Origin of the sequence: Caballeronia sp. LZ035 (assembly GCF_031451175.1) — a bacterium.
GTDB lineage: Bacteria > Pseudomonadota > Gammaproteobacteria > Burkholderiales > Burkholderiaceae > Caballeronia.
In genome coordinates this window covers 1,237,545-1,253,279 of sequence record NZ_JARUXS010000003.1, presented here as the reverse complement: position 1 = coordinate 1,253,279, position 15,735 = coordinate 1,237,545, and the positions used below count along the sequence as shown (strand labels likewise).

The 15,735-nt window shown below is 64.6% G+C and carries 17 protein-coding genes; 7 read left to right on the top strand and 10 right to left on the bottom strand.

The window, feature by feature from the left end:
- Positions 1 to 26: 26 nt before the first annotated feature.
- Entirely contained in the window at positions 27 to 785 is a 759-nt protein-coding gene (locus tag QCE88_RS28375; protein WP_309908203.1) for an SDR family oxidoreductase, read from the top strand.
- 2 nt (positions 786 to 787) lie between these two features.
- Here the strand turns inward: QCE88_RS28375 and QCE88_RS28370 are convergent, their stop codons facing one another.
- On the bottom strand, positions 788 to 1,543 hold the full coding sequence (locus QCE88_RS28370; RefSeq protein ID WP_309908202.1) for an SDR family oxidoreductase: 756 nt from the start codon (positions 1,541 to 1,543) through the stop codon (positions 788 to 790).
- Positions 1,544 to 1,685: 142 nt separating this feature from the next.
- Here QCE88_RS28370 and QCE88_RS28365 point away from each other — a divergent pair, with 142 nt between their 5' ends.
- Positions 1,686 to 2,612, top strand: a complete 927-nt coding sequence (locus QCE88_RS28365; RefSeq protein ID WP_309908201.1) for a LysR family transcriptional regulator — start codon at positions 1,686 to 1,688, stop codon at positions 2,610 to 2,612.
- Between the two features lie 149 nt (positions 2,613 to 2,761).
- A complete protein-coding gene (locus QCE88_RS28360; RefSeq protein ID WP_309908200.1) occupies positions 2,762 to 3,754 on the top strand; it encodes a molybdopterin-dependent oxidoreductase in 993 nt (330 codons plus the stop codon).
- A gap of 73 nt (positions 3,755 to 3,827) precedes the next feature.
- On the opposite strand, the gene QCE88_RS28355 is transcribed toward QCE88_RS28360, so the two are convergent.
- Positions 3,828 to 4,082 carry a hypothetical protein gene (locus QCE88_RS28355; protein ID WP_309908199.1) on the bottom strand — a complete coding sequence of 85 codons (255 nt, stop codon included), beginning with the start codon at positions 4,080 to 4,082 and terminating at the stop codon, positions 3,828 to 3,830.
- Between the two features lie 317 nt (positions 4,083 to 4,399).
- Between QCE88_RS28355 and QCE88_RS28350 the strand changes: the two genes are divergently transcribed.
- Positions 4,400 to 5,593 carry a GGDEF domain-containing protein gene (locus tag QCE88_RS28350; RefSeq protein ID WP_309908198.1) on the top strand — a complete coding sequence of 398 codons (1,194 nt, stop codon included), beginning with the start codon at positions 4,400 to 4,402 and terminating at the stop codon, positions 5,591 to 5,593.
- 18 nt (positions 5,594 to 5,611) lie between these two features.
- Here the strand turns inward: QCE88_RS28350 and QCE88_RS28345 are convergent, their stop codons facing one another.
- The gene (locus QCE88_RS28345; protein ID WP_309908197.1) at positions 5,612 to 6,808 is read right to left on the bottom strand and encodes a YbfB/YjiJ family MFS transporter; all 1,197 of its coding nucleotides are present in this window, start codon (positions 6,806 to 6,808) and stop codon (positions 5,612 to 5,614) included.
- Between the two features lie 97 nt (positions 6,809 to 6,905).
- Between QCE88_RS28345 and QCE88_RS28340 the strand changes: the two genes are divergently transcribed.
- The gene (locus QCE88_RS28340; protein WP_309908196.1) at positions 6,906 to 7,778 is read left to right on the top strand and encodes a LysR substrate-binding domain-containing protein; all 873 of its coding nucleotides are present in this window, start codon (positions 6,906 to 6,908) and stop codon (positions 7,776 to 7,778) included.
- A 104-nt stretch (positions 7,779 to 7,882) separates the two neighbouring features.
- Here QCE88_RS28340 and hutG read toward each other — a convergent pair whose 3' ends face one another.
- From hutG to QCE88_RS28305, 7 genes are read right to left on the bottom strand one after another with little or no spacing between them, the layout of a single operon-like run.
- Positions 7,883 to 8,692 (bottom strand): N-formylglutamate deformylase, encoded by an 810-nt coding sequence (gene hutG / locus QCE88_RS28335; protein WP_309908195.1) that lies wholly within the window; start codon positions 8,690 to 8,692, stop codon positions 7,883 to 7,885.
- Between the two features lie 27 nt (positions 8,693 to 8,719).
- The gene (locus QCE88_RS28330) at positions 8,720 to 10,129 is read right to left on the bottom strand and encodes a formimidoylglutamate deiminase (RefSeq protein WP_309908194.1); all 1,410 of its coding nucleotides are present in this window, start codon (positions 10,127 to 10,129) and stop codon (positions 8,720 to 8,722) included.
- Positions 10,126 to 10,674 carry a HutD family protein gene (locus QCE88_RS28325; protein WP_309908193.1) on the bottom strand — a complete coding sequence of 183 codons (549 nt, stop codon included), beginning with the start codon at positions 10,672 to 10,674 and terminating at the stop codon, positions 10,126 to 10,128. The genes QCE88_RS28330 and QCE88_RS28325 overlap by 4 nt, the downstream gene beginning before the upstream one ends.
- Positions 10,671 to 11,435 (bottom strand): amino acid ABC transporter ATP-binding protein, encoded by a 765-nt coding sequence (locus tag QCE88_RS28320; protein WP_309908192.1) that lies wholly within the window; start codon positions 11,433 to 11,435, stop codon positions 10,671 to 10,673. The genes QCE88_RS28325 and QCE88_RS28320 overlap by 4 nt, the downstream gene beginning before the upstream one ends.
- Positions 11,432 to 12,100 carry an amino acid ABC transporter permease gene (locus QCE88_RS28315; protein WP_309908191.1) on the bottom strand — a complete coding sequence of 223 codons (669 nt, stop codon included), beginning with the start codon at positions 12,098 to 12,100 and terminating at the stop codon, positions 11,432 to 11,434. Before QCE88_RS28315 ends, QCE88_RS28320 begins: the two co-directional genes overlap by 4 nt.
- Before the next feature lie 17 nt (positions 12,101 to 12,117).
- Positions 12,118 to 12,888, bottom strand: coding sequence for a transporter substrate-binding domain-containing protein (locus QCE88_RS28310; RefSeq protein ID WP_309908190.1), 771 nt, complete (start codon positions 12,886 to 12,888; stop codon positions 12,118 to 12,120).
- A 38-nt stretch (positions 12,889 to 12,926) separates the two neighbouring features.
- Positions 12,927 to 13,679, bottom strand: a complete 753-nt coding sequence (locus QCE88_RS28305; protein WP_309908189.1) for an IclR family transcriptional regulator — start codon at positions 13,677 to 13,679, stop codon at positions 12,927 to 12,929.
- A 149-nt stretch (positions 13,680 to 13,828) separates the two neighbouring features.
- Between QCE88_RS28305 and QCE88_RS28300 the strand changes: the two genes are divergently transcribed.
- Both QCE88_RS28300 and QCE88_RS28295 read left to right on the top strand, forming a co-directional pair.
- Positions 13,829 to 15,079 carry an AAA family ATPase gene (locus tag QCE88_RS28300; protein WP_309908188.1) on the top strand — a complete coding sequence of 417 codons (1,251 nt, stop codon included), beginning with the start codon at positions 13,829 to 13,831 and terminating at the stop codon, positions 15,077 to 15,079.
- Positions 15,076 to 15,711: a hypothetical protein gene (locus QCE88_RS28295; RefSeq protein WP_309908187.1), complete on the top strand. Its 636-nt coding sequence runs from the start codon at positions 15,076 to 15,078 to the stop codon at positions 15,709 to 15,711. Before QCE88_RS28300 ends, QCE88_RS28295 begins: the two co-directional genes overlap by 4 nt.
- The last annotated feature ends 24 nt before the right edge of the window (positions 15,712 to 15,735 follow it).

The following is a 15,735-nucleotide window of genomic DNA, read 5'->3' as shown; positions in this document are numbered from 1 at the left end:
GGGCTCACTTCACAGAGAGGTCAGCCATGTCTGCCAGCAAGATCGCGATCGTGACCGGCGCAAGCCGCGGGCTCGGTCGGAACACGGTGCTCAATCTCGCGAAACGCGGTGTCGATTGCATCTTTACCTATCACAGCAATCGCGCGGAAGCGGACAAGGTGCTGGCGCTCGTCGCCGAGACGGGCAGCAAGGCGGCCGCGCTGCAACTCGATACCGGCAACGTCGGCGCATTCGACGCCTTCACCAATGACGTGCGCCGCACGCTCGCCGGCTGGCAAGCCGAGCGCTTCGACTATCTCGTCAACAACGCGGGCACGTCGCATCACAACAGCATCGCGAAGACGACAGAAGCCGAACTTGATGCGCTCTATGACGTCCACTTCAAAGGCGTGTTCTTTCTCACGCAGAAGCTGCTTCCGCTGATCAACGACGGCGGCAGGATCGTCAACATCTCGTCGGGCCTCACGCGCATCATCATTCCGGAAAGCGCGGCCTATGGGTCGCTGAAAGGCGCGGTGGAAGTGCTCACCAAGTACATGGCGAAGGAACTGGCGCCACGGCGCATCGCCGTCAACGTGGTGGCGCCGGGCGCCATTCAGACCGACTTCAGCGGCGGCATCGTACGCGACAACCCCGAGGTCAACCGGCGTGTCACCGAGATGACGGCGCTCGGCCGCCCGGGCCTGCCTGACGACATCGGACCGATGATCGCGTCGCTGCTGTCGGAGGACAATCGCTGGATCAATGCGCAGCGCATCGAGGTATCGGGCGGCATGGCGATCTGACCTTATACCTGCGCCTGTCCGCCGTCGGCGAAGATCTCCGCGCCGTTGATGAAGCTCGAATCATCGGACGCGAGGAAGGTCACGACCTTCGCGATCTCGTCCGGCGCGGCAAGGCGACCGATCGGGACCAGCGAGGCAAGATAGGTCAGCAGGCCATCCTGCGCTTCCTTCGATGCCCCGCCGAGTTCCGCGAGTCCTACCGTGTGCGTCGACCCGGGGCTGACCACGTTCACGCGAATGCCGCGGTCCTTCAGGTCGAGCACCCAGCTGCGTGCAAGCGCACGCACCGCCGCCTTCGACGCGCTGTAGATGCTGAATGCCGGCGTGCCCTTCGAACCGGTGATCGAGCCGGTGAGAATGATCGACGCACCGCGCGGCATCAGCGGCAACGCCTTCTGCACGGTGAACACGACCGCGCGGACGTTGCGGTTGAAGGTGTCGTCGACGTGCTGCGCGGTGATCTCGCCGAGCGGCAACATGCTGCCGCCGCCGGCATTGGCGAACAGGATGTCGAGCCGGCCTTCGCTCGCGCGGATGCGCTCCATCAGCGTGTCGAGATCGTCGTCTCGCGTGACGTCGCCCTGGACGCCTTGAGCGTTACCGCCAATCTCTGCCACCGCCGCGTCCAGTTCCGCCTGACGCCGTCCCGTGACGTACACCTTCGCCCCTTCGCGTGCGAGATCCTGCGCCGCCGCCAGGCCGATGCCGCTCGTGCCGCCCGTGACCAGTGCAATTTTCCCTTCGAGACGCTTGTTCATGCTGACCTCCAATTGAGTGTTTGAGTCGATGGAAGAAAGATAGGCTTTTCCACACCGGGAATAAACGCCGCCATGACTAATTGATTATTCATGAACGTGAATAATCGTTAAACTTATTGCTCTTCTTTCGACGAGCGTGAACATGGATCAGCTGACGGCATTGCGCGTATTCGTACGGATCGCCGAATCGGGCGGCTTCAGCAAGGCGGCGGACACGCTCAACATGCCGAAGCCCACCGTCACGAAACTGATCCAGGATCTCGAGGCGCATCTGCGCGTGAAGCTTCTGCAACGCTCCACGCGCCGGGTGAGCGTGACGGAGGAAGGTCAGGCCTACTACCTCCATGCCACCAAGGTGCTCGCCGACATCGACGAGATGGACACCTTGTTCGCCGATGCGCGCGGCGGTCCGCGCGGGCGTCTGCGGATCGACGTCGGCTCGTCGCTGGCCAACCTGATCGTGTTGCCGCATCTGCCTTCGTTCCGCCGGCGTCATCCGCACATTCAGCTCGAACTGGGCGTGGGCGATCGCGAAGTGGATCTGATCGGCGAAGGTGTCGATTGCGTCATACGCGGCGGCGCGCTCACCGATACCTCGCTCGTCGCGCGGCCGCTCGCCGCGCTGGGATGGGGCACGTATGCGTCGTCGGACTATGTCGCCGCGCACGGCGTGCCCGCGCATCCGGACGCGCTAACGGACCATGACGTGATCGCCTACTTCTCGTCACGCACCGGGCGTGTGTTCGAACTGCTGTTCGAGCAGGGCGATGAAACCGTGCGCATCGATCCGCGCGGCGTGCATGGCGTCGCCGTCAACGAAAGCACCGCGCACCTGACCAGCCTGGTCAGCGGACTCGGCATCGGTCAGACGTTTCGTTTCATGGCGCAGCCGTGGGTCGAGAGCGGCGATCTCGTCGAAGTGCTGCCGCAGTGGACGCGGCCGCCTCAACCGCTGCATCTCGTGTTCGCGAAATCGAAGCACGACAGCGCGCGCATGCGTGCGTTCATCGACTGGGCGCTCGACGTGTTCCGCCCATTCGACAGACATGAAGGCCGCGCGCCGCGCTGAACCGTTCATCGCACGAACCTGTCTTGCCTTTTGCACGCGATTCTGCGAATGTGATCGCCGCTGTATCCACATAAACATAACGAGCGGGATATCACGCGCGCTGCGCTGCATGAACGGCGTCGATCCGCTGACCGGAGGGAGTACCAACAATGAGGCTTTCCCCTGTTCTGAAGCGGCTCGCATCGCCGCTCATCCTGCTCAGCCTGCTTCCTTTCGCGGCCGCTTCTTGCGGCGGCGGTGATGACGATACCCCGCCGCCGCCGAAGACCGTGCTGTCGGTTTCCGGCGACGTCACCACGCAGACGCAGTTCACGCTGGCGCAGATTCAGGCGCAGCCCGCGACGACGCAAACCGTGTCCTTCGGCAGCGGCACGGGTCAGCAGACGCATGTGTACACCGGCGCGAGTCTCTGGAGCATGCTGAACCAGATCGGCATCACGACGAACGCGGCGGTCAAGAACGACGTGCTCGCCAAGTACGTGATCGCGACCGGCAGCGACAACTATCGCGCACTGTTCGCGATGGGCGAACTGAGTCCGGACTTCGGCAATCGCGGCAATCAGGTGGCGTATGCGGAGACGATCAACGGCACCAGCGCCGCGTTGTCCTCGACCGACGGTCCGCTGCGCGTCACCGCACCGGGCGACGTGAAGGGCGGCCGCTATGTGTCGAACCTCGTGACGCTCAAGGTGGGAACGGCGGTATCGGCGGTTCACGTCGCGGGCGGCGGGACCACGACGCAATTCCAGTTGTCCGGCGCAGTGGCGACGCCGGCAAGCTTCGATCTTGCCGCGCTTCAGGCCCTTCCCGCCGTGACCCGCACGGTCGGCTCGACGACCTACACGGGCGTGAGCCTGTGGAATCTGTTGAATGCGGCGGGCATCCAGACCAGTTCGACGGTCAAGAACGATGTGCTGGGTTTCTACCTGATCGCGACGGGCAGCGATGGTTATCGCGTGATTCTGTCGCTGGCCGAGCTGTCGCCCGATTTCGGCAATCAGCCGGACATCGTCGCGTATGAGATGAACGGTGCGCCGTTGACGACGACCGGTTTTGCGCGGCTCGTCATTCCCGGCGATGGCAAGGCGGGCCGCTACGTGTCGAATCTGGTCGCGCTGGAAGTGATATCGGCGCCGCGTTGAGGGCTGTTGCGTCCGGCGCTGCGCCCGGCGAGGGAAGGATCCCCGAATCCTTCTCCCGGCCGGAGCGCGTGCTTCAGATCTTCATGCCTTGAATCAGGCTGCCCACCGAAGAGACCGACTTCGTGATTTCCTTCAGATCGACGTCCGTGTGCGTCGATGCATCCACTTGCGTCACGGGCGCGATGTTGGTCTGCGGGCTCGCGAAGGAGACGCCACCGGCCTGAAGGTTGGCGTTGATGGCGTTGTTCTCAAAAACGCTGCCGCCGACGATGGCTTCCATCTCTTCACGGGCGAGGTCTTTGGTGACAGCGAGGTTGTCGATCTTCATGGTGAATCTCCTGGTTCCGGTTGGGTGGGGAGCGCGTGTCGTTGCGCTCACGACATCTATTGCGAGAGCTGTGCCAGGAACCGGATCGGCGCTTGAAAGATCGCGCAAGTCGTTGAAGAGAAAGGGAAAGGCAATGCGCTGCGATGTATCCCTGCAGTCTCGTCACGCGCCAGTGTGTTGGCCGCGACAAAACGAATGCGCGGGTTGCGTTGCCGCTGGTCCGACAGGTCGGAAGTCGCGAGGCTTCAAGTTTGACGTTTGCCTGCCGTTAACAGTCGCACGGAAAAGTCTTCCGGGCACATCAGGCACGCGACAGCATGCATGTCGATCTAATTACCATCTATCTGCTCGCCATCGGCACGCTCCTCGCCAGCTGCGGGATGACGCTGTGGGAACGCCGCGGTCATGCCGGACGCAGGCAGGAGCTGGGCACGCTGGCCGCGGGCTACGCGACGCTCGCCGCCGGCTGCGCGGCCGTCGCGGTGCGCCACGCATTGCCGGGCGCGATCGGATCGGCGCTGAGCAACCTCATCATGGTGTCGGGCTATCTGCTGCTGCTGCGCGGCGTCGCCATCATGAACGGGCGGCGCTACGGCACGTTGTCCATCGGCGTGCTGGCCGGCGTGGCGCTCGCGTGGGTCATCGCGGGCGTGCGCTGGGAAGTGCCGATGTGGAACTACGCCAGCGCCATTCCGATTGCTCTCGCCAGCGGCATGACCGCGCGCGAGCTGCTGCGCGGCGATCGCGCCCGGCGTTTGCAGTCGCGCGATATCGCGGCATTCGTCGCGGGTTTTCATGCGCTCTTCTACGCCGCGCGCGCGCTGATCCTGCCGTGGCTGGCTGCTTCGCTCGGGCCGGGCATGTTGTCGGCGATTGCCAAGGCCACGATGTACGAAGGCGTGCTCTATTCCGTCATCCTGCCGATGACCCTGCTGCGCTTCGTGCGCGACGAGGCGCATGGCGAACTGCTGAAGGAATCGCGGACGGACTACCTGACGGGGCTCGGCAATCGCCGCTGGTTCTTCGAGGAAGGCGTGCGCGTCATCCGGCGCGCAGATGCCCGGCAGCCGGTCTGCCTGCTCGCGCTCGATCTCGACAACTTCAAGATCATCAACGACCGCCACGGTCACGAAACCGGCGACGCCGTGCTCAAGACCTTCGCGGCCATCGCGCAGGATGCGCTGGGACCCGAGGCGATTTTTGCGCGCATCGGCGGCGAGGAATTCGCCGCGCTGCTGCCGGGACGCGACTGCCATCGCGCCCGTGCGACGGCGCAGGCCGTGGTCCGGCGTTTCGCGCAGTCGAGCACGCCGGGCGCGGCGGGCGTGGAGATCCGGGCGACCGTGAGCATTGGTCTGGCGCAATGCGGCACGGCGAGTGGCGCGCTGACCGATCTGCTGACCATCGCCGACCGCGCGCTGTACCGTGCGAAGTCGCTCGGCGGCGACCGGGTGGAAATCGCGCAACCGGCGACGCATGCTGAAGCGGCGCGCGACAGCGTGGCCTGCTGATCCCTTCTACGCGCTTTCCTAGCGCCGGGCTGCAGCGCGCGTCCCCAGCCAGATCAATCCGATCGCACCCGCCGCGAGCGCCGCCACCGCGATCCACAGCGCGGCAGAAAACGACCCCGTATGTTCTGCGATAGGCGCCGCGACCAGCGGCCCGACGATCTGCCCCAATCCATACGACGCCGTCGCGTAGCCCATCAATCCGGCGGCTGCGTCGCCGCGCAGACGGCGCGCCTCGCGCATGGCGAACAGCGTGATCGCGGTGAATGGAAAGCCCAGCAGCAGGCTGCCGATGCCGAACCCGAGCGCGGTGGGAAAGACGATGCCGGAGGCGATGCCCAGCGCCTGAATCAGATAGAACCCGGCCGACAGCAGACGGTTGTCCCACGACATCGGCAGACGCGCGGCGAGCAGCGCGCCGGCGATCAGCGCGAGTCCGAAGGCCGGCCAGAACAGATCGGGCCATGCGGAACCGGGCAGAGCCTGACGGGCGATGACGGGCAGGAAGGTCGCCGAGATGATGTAGCCGAACCCGGCGAGTCCGTAGAGACCGATCAGTCCGATTGAATCGGCGCGCGCCGCGCCAGTGTCGCCGCTGTGGTGATGAGTCGCGCGGCCGTGCGCGGCCGGTGCCTGCCGCGTAAAGCTCTTCCAGACGGCGAGTCCGGCCAGCGCCGAGCACAGCGCGAAGCCGTCCCATACCCACGGCGCGGGCACGGCGAACGCGGCGGCGCCCGCGCCGAGCAGGCCGGTCGCGACGATCCCGACGCCCGGCCCGGCATAGATCACGCCGCCGTAGCCGTGCGCATCGAGTTCCGCGAGCCGCCGCAGGCCCCATTGCGACGCGAACACGAACGCCCACGCGCTGACGACGCCCGCCGCGAAGCGGATCGCGATCCAGAGCCAGAACAGATGAACGACGCCCATCGCGAGGGTCAACAGGATGGTCGAAGCGAGCGCGAGCCGCACCATGCGGGCGTGATCGACGCGAATCGCCGCGCACGACAGCGCGCCAATCAGATAACCCGCGTAGTTGGCCGAGGCGAGCCAGCCGCCGTGACGGATGTCGAGCGCGCCGCTGTGCAGCATCAGCGGCAGCAGCGGTGTGAACGCAAAGCGCCCGACGCCCAACGCAACCGCCAGCACCACGGCGCAGGCGAGCGCGGCATGGCGCGCGGGATGAGCGGAGGCGGACGAAACGGGCAGCGGCGATGCCATGAGCATGAAGATCGGAGCGACGATCCGCTGATCCTACCTTGACCGATCCATCTTGAAAAATGAATAATCGAGATGGAATCAATCTTCGGGAAAGATCATGGACCTGGCTGCGCTGACCATCTTTCGGGCTGTCGTCCGCGAAAACGGCGTGACGCGCGCCGCGCTCAAGCTGAACCGGGTGCAATCGAACGTGACGACGCGCATTCGCCAGCTGGAGGAAACGCTCGGCACGGAGTTGTTCGTCCGCGATGGCCGGCGCCTCGTGCTGACACCCGCCGGCGAGACCTTGCTGCCCTACGCCGAACGCCTGCTCGCGCTGGCCGAGGAAGCGCGTCATGCGGTCAGCGAGAACCGGCCGCAAGGGCGTCTGCGCCTGGGCACGATGGAAAGCACTGCGGCGAGCCGCCTGCCGCGCGTGCTGGCGGCCTATCACCGGCGTTGGCCGCAGGTGACGCTGGAACTGGCGACGGGCGTCACGCGCGCGCTGATCGAAAGCGTGCGCACCTTCGAGGTGGATGCGGCGGTGATGGCGCGCCCGATCGAACCGGACGCGCTCGCCGCCGCGCAGTTCGAGACCGTGCCGGTATTTCGCGAAGAACTCACGCTGGTCACGCCGCGCGGACAGGATCCGACGGCCCTGGCGCAGGAGCCGGCCGGGCTCACGCTGGTGGCATTCGAACGCGGCTGCGCTTATCGCTCGTATGCGATGCGCTGGTACGAACAGCAGGGCATTCGTCCGGCGCGGGTTTTGGAGCTGGCTTCGTACCACGCGATCATCGCGTGCGTGGCGGCGGGCGCGGGCGTCGCGGTGGCGCCGCGGTCGGTGCTGGAACTGGCGCGTCTGGACGATGACGTCGATGTCCATCCGCTCGGCGAACTGGGGCAGGTGGATACGCTGCTGGTCTGGCGCAAGGGCCACTATTCGGCGGCGCTCGACGCGCTGCGAGACCTGCTCCTCGATGACGCCTGATTCAAGCCCGCATCGTCAATCGACCGCCGTGCTCAGCGCCACGATCTCGACCACCGGCTCGACCCGTTGCGGTCCTCGATGACGCCTGATTCAAAACCGCATCGTCAATCGACCGCCGTGCTCAGCGCCACAACCGCCCGCAGCGCGCCGCTCACCATGCTCTCGACCACCGGCTCGACCTGTTGCGCAACTTCAGGCCGGTACTCGAACGGCGCGGCTTCGTTCATGTAGGTCGACTGGCACATCTCCAGCTGGACCGCGTGCACACCGTCCTGAGGCGCGCCGAAGTGCCGCGTGATATAGCCGCCCTTGAACCGTCCGTTGGCGATCCATGTGAACGGCCCCGCCGCTGCCGCGCGCTCCACCTCCTGTTGCACCGAAGCCGCCGCCGTACGTCCATCCTGCGTGCCGATGTTCAGGTCGGGCAGCTTGTCGTCGAAGAGACGGGGCAGCACGCTCGCGATGGAATGCGCTTCCCACAGCAGCACGTTTGCATGCCGCTCGCGCAGGCGCTTCAACTCGGCGCGCAAGGTGTCGTGATACGGCTGCCAGTAAGCCGCGACGCGCCGTTGCTTTTCGGCGGCATCGGGCACGCAGCCTTCGCGATACACCGGCTCGCCGCGAAAGGTCAGATCAGGGCACAGGCCGGTCGTGGTCTGTCCGGGATACAGGCTTTCGTCGCTCGGCGGCCGGTTCAGATCGATCACATAGCGCGACAGACGCGCGCCGAGAATCGTCGCGCCGAGCGCCCGGGCGAAGCTGTACAGCCGGTCGAGATGCCAGTCGGTATCCGCGACGGTCAGCGCGACGTCCGTGTACTGGCTGCGCAGTGAGTCCGGAATCTGCGTGCCGAGGTGCGGAATGGAGATGAGCAGCGGTGCATCGCCGCGTTCGAGGGAAAAGAGATCGTTCATGAGCGTGCGTCCTGGGTTGGCTTGCGTTCAGGCGTCGGCGAGCAGTTGCGAAAGCGCCCGGCGATAGTCCGCGTAATGCCGCGCTTCGTCCCGATGACGACGCTCGCGCACCACGCATTCACCGCCCACGAAAACATCGCGCACCGGCGTTTCGCCATGTTCGCAGAAGACCACGGAAGACAGCCACGTCGCGGGTGTCTGTTCCGCGAGATTCGGATGATCGGCGTCGAGCACGAGCCAGTCGGCGCGCGCGCCGGCTTCGAGCTTGCCGGTTGCACGGCCCGTCGCGCGGGCGCCGCCTTCGAGCGCGCCATGAAACAGCCGGTCGGCGACCTGCGCCGTCGACAAAGACGCGAGCACGTTGCGCTGTCGCCGCTGAAGCCGCTGGCCGTATTCGAGCAGACGCAGTTCCGCGCGCCAGTCCACGCCGATATGACTGTCCGAGCCGACCCCGAACGCGCCCTGCGCATCGAGATACTCCGCGACGGGGAAGAAGCCGTCGCCGAGATTCGCCTCGGTCGTGAGGCACAGCCCGGTGATCGCGCCGCTGCGGGCGAGCGCGAGCGTTTCGCCGGCATCGACGTGAGTGGCGTGCACGAGGCACCAGCGTGCGTTCACGTCGAAGTGATCGAGCAGCCATTGCACCGGGCGCGCGCCGAGTGCCGCGAGCGAAGCGTCCACTTCGGCCGTCTGTTCCGCGATGTGAATGTGTACCGGCGAGCCGGGCGACATGGCATCGAGACCGTCGAGCAACGCGCGCAACGAAGCCTTCGACACCGCGCGCAGCGAATGCGGCGCAACGCCGTAACGCAGCGCGCCGTGCTCGGGACGCGCCGTGCGCAAGCCGCTCAGCAAGTCGAGATAGTCTTCCGTGGCGTTGATGAAGCGGCGCTGGTCGGCGCGCGGCGGCTGTTCATCGAAGCCGCCGTATTGATAGAGCACGGGCAGCATCGTCATGCCGATGCCGGTCTCGCTGGCCGCATCCACGACGCGCAGCGCCAGTTCGGCGGGATGCGCATAATGCGCCCCGTCTTCGGCGTGATGCACGTAGTGGAATTCACAGACCGACGTGTAGCCCGCCTTGAGCATCTCGACATAGAGCCAGCGCGCAATCGCGCCGAGCGTGTCGGGCGTGATGCGCAGCGCGAAGCGGTACATCAGGTCGCGCCAGCTCCAGAAGCTGTCGGCGGGGTTCGCGCGATATTCGGTGAGGCCCGCCATCGCGCGCTGGAACGCGTGCGAGTGCAGGTTCGGCATGCCGGGCGCGACGGGTCCGGCGGCGCGCGCCGCGTTCGCGGGTACCTCGCGCATGTCCGGCGTCACGGCGACGAGCGTGCCCGCGTCGTTCCACTCCAGCAGCACGTTGGTGCGCCAGCCGTCCGGCAGCAGCGCATGCGCTGCAAAAAGCGATGAGTTCGATGAGGTCGATGAGTTCATGATCGGACTTCGGTTTCGAGCGTCGCGCACAGCAGCGCGCCGTCGCCTTGCATCCCGACTTCGATGGCGTCTGCTGCATCCAAACGCAGCGTGTCCATCTTCGTCAGACTGAAGCGCGTTTCCCCGACGCGCACGTCGAGCGGGCCGCGCGCGCAGTGCAGCAGCACCGTTGCGCCACTCACGACACGCGTGCCCGGCGTCTGCCACACGTCCACCGATGCGCGCGCGGCATCGCGCTGCGTCATCAGGTTGAACACGCGTACGGGGCCGTCGATGAGCTGCGCGTCGATGAGCGTTTCGCCGGCGAACCGTGCGAACTCGAACGCGCCCTCGACGACGTGTTCGCCGAGCACGACACCCGCGCCGTCGAGCAATACGAGCAGACGGTCGATGCCGTCGAAGCGCGAGAACGGGCCGGGCCGGTCGATATCGGCGATGCTCGCGCGCCATGCCGGCGCATGCGTCGCGACTTCGCGCGTGATCCCGCCGCCGTTCTTCCAGGGCGAGGCGACGAGCGTATCGCCGCGTATCAGGGAGAGCTTCATGCGCGTGTCAGCACGGCTTGCAGGAACGAACGCGTGCGGGGCTGCGTGGGCGTCGAGAAGATCTGCGCGGGCGGGCCCGCTTCGACGATCTCGCCGCCATCCATCACGACGACGACATCCGCCACTTCCTTCGCAAAGCCCATTTCGTGCGTGACGACGAGCATCGTCATGCCTTCGGCGGCGAGCAGCTTCATCACCTGCAGCACTTCGCCGACGAGTTCCGGATCGAGTGCCGACGTGGGTTCGTCGAACAGCATGACGCGTGGCTGCATGGCGAGCGCGCGGGCAATCGCGACGCGTTGCTTCTGTCCGCCCGAAAGACTCGCGGGCATCGCATGCGCCTTGTGTTCGAGGCCGACCTTCTTGAGCAGCGCGAGCGCGGCTGTTTCGGCATCGGCTTTCGACACGCCGCGCAGCATGCGCGGGCCGACCGTGATGTTGTGCAGCACCGACAGATGCGGGAACAGATTGAACGACTGGAACACCATGCCGACTTCGGTGCGCAACGCGTTGAGCGCACGCTCCTTGAGCATCGTGCCGTGATCGACGAGCCGATGTCCGCAGATATCGACCGTGCCGCGTTCCGGCTGTTCGAGACCGTTGCAGCAGCGCAGAAACGTGCTCTTGCCGGAGCCGCTCGGTCCGATCACGACGACGACCTGGCTCGGCTGAATATCGAAGTCGATGCCGTTCAGGACGCGATGCGTGCCGAAGGACTTGGTGAGTTCGCGAATGCTGACGATGGGTTGAGCGCTGTTCATTGCACCATGCCTCCTGCGCGCAGCCGACGCTCGACGCGATGAAGAATGTAGTTGGTCGTCTGGGTGAGCACGAGGTAGACGAGCGCGATCACGATATACACCTCGAGCGACCGGTAGGAGACGCTGATGATCTTCTGTCCTTCGTGCATCAGATCGTGGATGGTCAACAGCGACACCAGCGCCGAGTTCTTGATCAACGCGATGAACTCGTTGCCGAGCGGCGGAATCATGCGCACGATGGCCTGCGGCAGGATGATCGCGCGCATCGCCTGTCCGGACGACATGCCGATGGAGCGCGCCGCTTCCGTCTGGCCGCGATCCACTGATTGAATTGCGCCGCGCACGATCTCCGACACATACGCCGCCGAATACAGCCCGAGCCCGAGCATGCCGCAGACGAACGCGGGCAGCAGGATATCGAACTGCGGCAGGCCGAAGAACAGCAGGAACAGCTGCACGAGCAGCGGCGTGCCGCGGAAAAAGATCAGGTAGGCGGTGCAGAAACCGTAGACCAGCCGGCGCTGCGGCGCGAGCCGGCCGATGCCGATCAGAAGCCCGAGCAGGCACGACAGCACGAGCGCGGCGGCGGTCACTTCCACCGTGACCAGCGCGCCGTGCGCGATGTCGGCCCAGCCGGCGACGGCGGGAGTGAAGTCGAGTTGCATGGATCAGGTCCGTGGGCTTACTTGGCGCTGGCGGTCGTGGCGGTCGTGCTGAACCACTTCTTGACGATGGCGTCGTAGGTGCCGTCGGCCTTGATCTTCGCGAGCGCGGCGTTCATCTGGTCGCGCAGTTGCGGCTCGTCCTTGCGCACGGCGATGCCATACGCTTCCGTCGTCAGCTCCTTGTCGAGCACGCGGAAACCGGGGCGGGTGCGCACGAACTGGAACGCGGCGGGCTTGCCCGTGACGGCGGCATCCGCGCGGCCGATGCCGACGAGATCGAACATTTCCTGGTTCTTTTCCACTTCCACGCGCTGCACTTGCGGATAGTTGTCGCGCAGGAAGTTCACGGATTTCGTGCCCACCTGGACCGTCACCCTCTTGCCGTTGAGATCGGCGAGGGTCTTGATCGGCGAATCGGCCTTCACCAGCGCCGAGAGACCGCCCGCGAAGTACGACTGCGTGAAGTCGACCACCTGCGAGCGTTCCGGCGTGATGTAGATGCCGGAGATGGCGGCATCGAAACGGCGCGCGACGAGACCGGGGATCAGCCCCTTGAAGTCGATGTCGGTCCACTGGACCGTCTTGCCCATCGCCTTCGCCAGCGCGTTCATGATGTCGATGTCGAAGCCGGTGCGCTGGCCCTTGTCGACGAATTCCATCGGCGGGAAGGTGGCGTCGGTGGCAACGTTCAGCACCTTCGAGTCGTCTGCGGCGGCGCTGCCGGGCAGCACGGCGGCCATGATCGCAAAGCCGAGGCTCGCGGCGGTAAAGAGGGTCTTGAGTTTCATCGTGTGGGCTCCGGGTGTGGTTCGGTTTTTGTAGCGGGTCAGTTGGACTGCAATTGAGTCGAAATGGCGTTGGCGGTGCGTACGGTCCAGTCGGCGAGTTGCTGCTCGCGGCCGGCGGCGCGCGAGGAGGGCGCCATCAGCGTGATCGATGCGCTCGCGCCGCTGTTGCCGCGCGTCGGACGCCGGAACACGGGGGCGCTCACGCCCCAGACGCCGATATCGATCTCGCTGTCGCTGACCGCGTAGCCGCGCGCGCGAATGGCGTCGAGTTCGGCTTCGAGGGCGGCGCGCGCGGCGGGGTCGTCGGCGAACTGGCGTTCGAGGGTTTCGGCGCGGGTCTTGTCGGCCATGAAGGCGAGCAGCGATTTCGCCGATGCCCCCGCACGCAGCGGCACGGCACGGCCCTTCTCGAAGGAACAACGCAGCGAGTGTGTGCTCTCGATCATTTCCAGGCAGATCACCTGGTCGTTCACGGCGACGATGAGGCCGACGCTTTCCTGCGTCGCGCGGGAGAGTTGCAGCATGCTGTCGCGACTGGCTTCGACGAGCATCGAGTTGACGTCGAAGCCGAGCGCGAGCTGGAGACTGATGGGACCGGGCGCGTAGTAGCCGGAGTCTTCCGAGACGAAGCCCCAGCGCTTGAGCAGCGCGACTTGCCGGTAGAGCGTGCTTTGCGCGAGACCGGTGGCGCCGAGCATGTCCTTCACGGACATGGCCTTGCCGTGGCTGGCGAGTGCGCTCAGCACGAGCAGCAGGCGCTCGGCCCCGATGACGCTGGATTCCTTATTCACGGTTTTGATGGTTGGTTGAAGCGATGGCGATGGGGAGAGAATGCCACGCGGCTCCCGCTGGACAAAAATCGGTTTCTCAGGCAGTGAGAATGTGATTATGGGGTTAACCCGAGTAATGAAGCAGGTCAAGTTGGCCGGAAGGGCTATCCTTGACGCATAAATCGTCGCGCTATACTTCCCGCAGGTTTTTCCCATCCGCCAAGCAGAGCCGTGGTTCTGCGTCAGCAATCGCCGCCCGGACCATGCTCATTTCTCGACTCGAACTAAAGAACTGGCGAAATTTCAGGCATGTCGACGTTCCACTGAGAACCCGGACTTTCGTGATTGGCGCTAACGCGTCAGGAAAGTCGAACCTGCTGGACGTCTTGCGGTTTATGGGAGACATCTGCAAAACCGCAGGCGGTGGGCTGCAAAAGGCAATTGAAGATCGAGGTGGCTTGACGAAACTCCGTTGCCTTCAGGCGCGTACGGACCATGAAGTCGAGATCCATGTGGAAATCTCGAAAGATGCTGATTCGACTCCCATCTGGGAATACACGCTTGCGTTCAAGCCCGAAGGCAAGGGATTGCATCGCGTTCTGGTTACGCGGGAAATCGTCAAGCGGGCAGGGCGATCCACACCTGTTCTCAATCGGCCGGATATCGATGATAAAAAAGATGTCCTGCGACGGACGCAAACGGCGATCGAACAAATCAATTCGAATTCCGAGTTTCGCGAAGTTGCAGATTTCTTCCGCGAAACAACTTATCTTCATTTGATCCCGCAGTTACTCAAGCATGACGAGATTGGCGCACGCATAGCCGAGGGCGATCCTTTCGGGCAGGGTTTATTGCAGCGCATTGCAAAGACACCCAAGCCGACACGGGATGCGCGTTTGCGTCGAATAGCGCAGTCTCTGGCAAAAGCGGTTCCTCAGTTCGATCAACTCAAGTACGAACAGGACAAGAACACCGGGCATCCTCATCTGCTCGCGTCTTACCAGCATTGGCGTAGTCACGGCGCATGGGAGCGAGAAGATCAGTTTTCGGATGGAGCGCTTCGGCTGTTGGGGCTTTTGTGGATGTTGCAGGAGAGCGCTTCGCTGCTGTTATTGGAGGAGCCGGAGCTTTCCTTGAATGACGCAATCGTGGGTCACATTCCGTTGATGATCGATCGAGTCTTGCGCAAGCAGAAAGCCTTTGAACGACAGGTGATCGTCACAACCCATAGCAAGGCTTTGTTGAGCAATCCGCTTGATGGCAGGGCCATTCTGCTATTGCAGCCAACGAGCGACGGCACGGTCGCCCGGGTAGCGGATGACACCGAACTCAAACTGATGTCACAGGGACTCTCTCCGGCAGAGGTTTTATTGCCCAAGACCCGTCCGCAAGATATCGATCAGCTTGGGTTATTCGCATGACGCATTCCGTGTTTGTCGTAGGCGAAGACGAATTGTGCTGCGCACTCGCGGATGCCTTGATCGCGCAGAGCGGGATAGCGTCTCGTGTTCAGCAAAGAATCGTCGTGGGCGGCGCCGCTCCGTTCCGGAAGAAGATCTCCGCGATGAACGAGGTGGCAAGGAACGTGATGCCGGTATTGATGGTGGCCGATGCGGATCAGGCACCGTGCGTGGTTGCACAACGCAACGCATGGCTCCCACCCAATGCCAGCAACAGGCTTTCGATGCGGCTGGCGGTCAAGGAAGCGGAGGCCTGGGTGCTTGCCGACCACATCGGCTTTTCAAGGTTTGCCGCCGTGAGCAAGGATCTGTTTCCAGCGCTGCCGGAAACAGACGTGGATCCGAAGCAAAGGCTTCTGTCGCTTGTGAAGAAGAGCAAGCGGCGCGAGTTGCGGGACGAGATGCTGCCCGGAAAAGGAGCGACCTCGCCGGTGGGCCTGGGCTACAACGTTCACATGACGGATTTCGTCAGGAACCACTGGAGTGTCGGGGCGGGCAGTTGCGCGGGCGCCGAGCCTGGCCCGCGCCGTGCCGCGCGTGGCTGCATTGCTGCAATGTGCCCGGGGAGCGCGAAGCGCGTCGAGATCAGGTGATCGTTTCCCCTGACCCGACGCGGG

What these genes read in the sequence shown, in the direction of transcription:
- QCE88_RS28375 (WP_309908203.1), top strand. Translation starts at nt 27, where the DNA reads ATGTCTGCCAGCAAGATCGCGATCGTGACCGGCGCAAGCCGCGGGCTC.
- QCE88_RS28370 (WP_309908202.1), bottom strand. Translation starts at nt 1,543, where the DNA reads ATGAACAAGCGTCTCGAAGGGAAAATTGCACTGGTCACGGGCGGCACG.
- QCE88_RS28365 (WP_309908201.1), top strand. Translation starts at nt 1,686, where the DNA reads ATGGATCAGCTGACGGCATTGCGCGTATTCGTACGGATCGCCGAATCG.
- QCE88_RS28360 (WP_309908200.1), top strand. Translation starts at nt 2,762, where the DNA reads ATGAGGCTTTCCCCTGTTCTGAAGCGGCTCGCATCGCCGCTCATCCTG.
- QCE88_RS28355 (WP_309908199.1), bottom strand. Translation starts at nt 4,082, where the DNA reads ATGAAGATCGACAACCTCGCTGTCACCAAAGACCTCGCCCGTGAAGAG.
- QCE88_RS28350 (WP_309908198.1), top strand. Translation starts at nt 4,400, where the DNA reads ATGCATGTCGATCTAATTACCATCTATCTGCTCGCCATCGGCACGCTC.
- QCE88_RS28345 (WP_309908197.1), bottom strand. Translation starts at nt 6,808, where the DNA reads ATGGCATCGCCGCTGCCCGTTTCGTCCGCCTCCGCTCATCCCGCGCGC.
- QCE88_RS28340 (WP_309908196.1), top strand. Translation starts at nt 6,906, where the DNA reads ATGGACCTGGCTGCGCTGACCATCTTTCGGGCTGTCGTCCGCGAAAAC.
- hutG (WP_309908195.1), bottom strand. Translation starts at nt 8,692, where the DNA reads ATGAACGATCTCTTTTCCCTCGAACGCGGCGATGCACCGCTGCTCATC.
- QCE88_RS28330 (WP_309908194.1), bottom strand. Translation starts at nt 10,129, where the DNA reads ATGAACTCATCGACCTCATCGAACTCATCGCTTTTTGCAGCGCATGCG.
- QCE88_RS28325 (WP_309908193.1), bottom strand. Translation starts at nt 10,674, where the DNA reads ATGAAGCTCTCCCTGATACGCGGCGATACGCTCGTCGCCTCGCCCTGG.
- QCE88_RS28320 (WP_309908192.1), bottom strand. Translation starts at nt 11,435, where the DNA reads ATGAACAGCGCTCAACCCATCGTCAGCATTCGCGAACTCACCAAGTCC.
- QCE88_RS28315 (WP_309908191.1), bottom strand. Translation starts at nt 12,100, where the DNA reads ATGCAACTCGACTTCACTCCCGCCGTCGCCGGCTGGGCCGACATCGCG.
- QCE88_RS28310 (WP_309908190.1), bottom strand. Translation starts at nt 12,888, where the DNA reads ATGAAACTCAAGACCCTCTTTACCGCCGCGAGCCTCGGCTTTGCGATC.
- QCE88_RS28295 (WP_309908187.1), top strand. Translation starts at nt 15,076, where the DNA reads ATGACGCATTCCGTGTTTGTCGTAGGCGAAGACGAATTGTGCTGCGCA.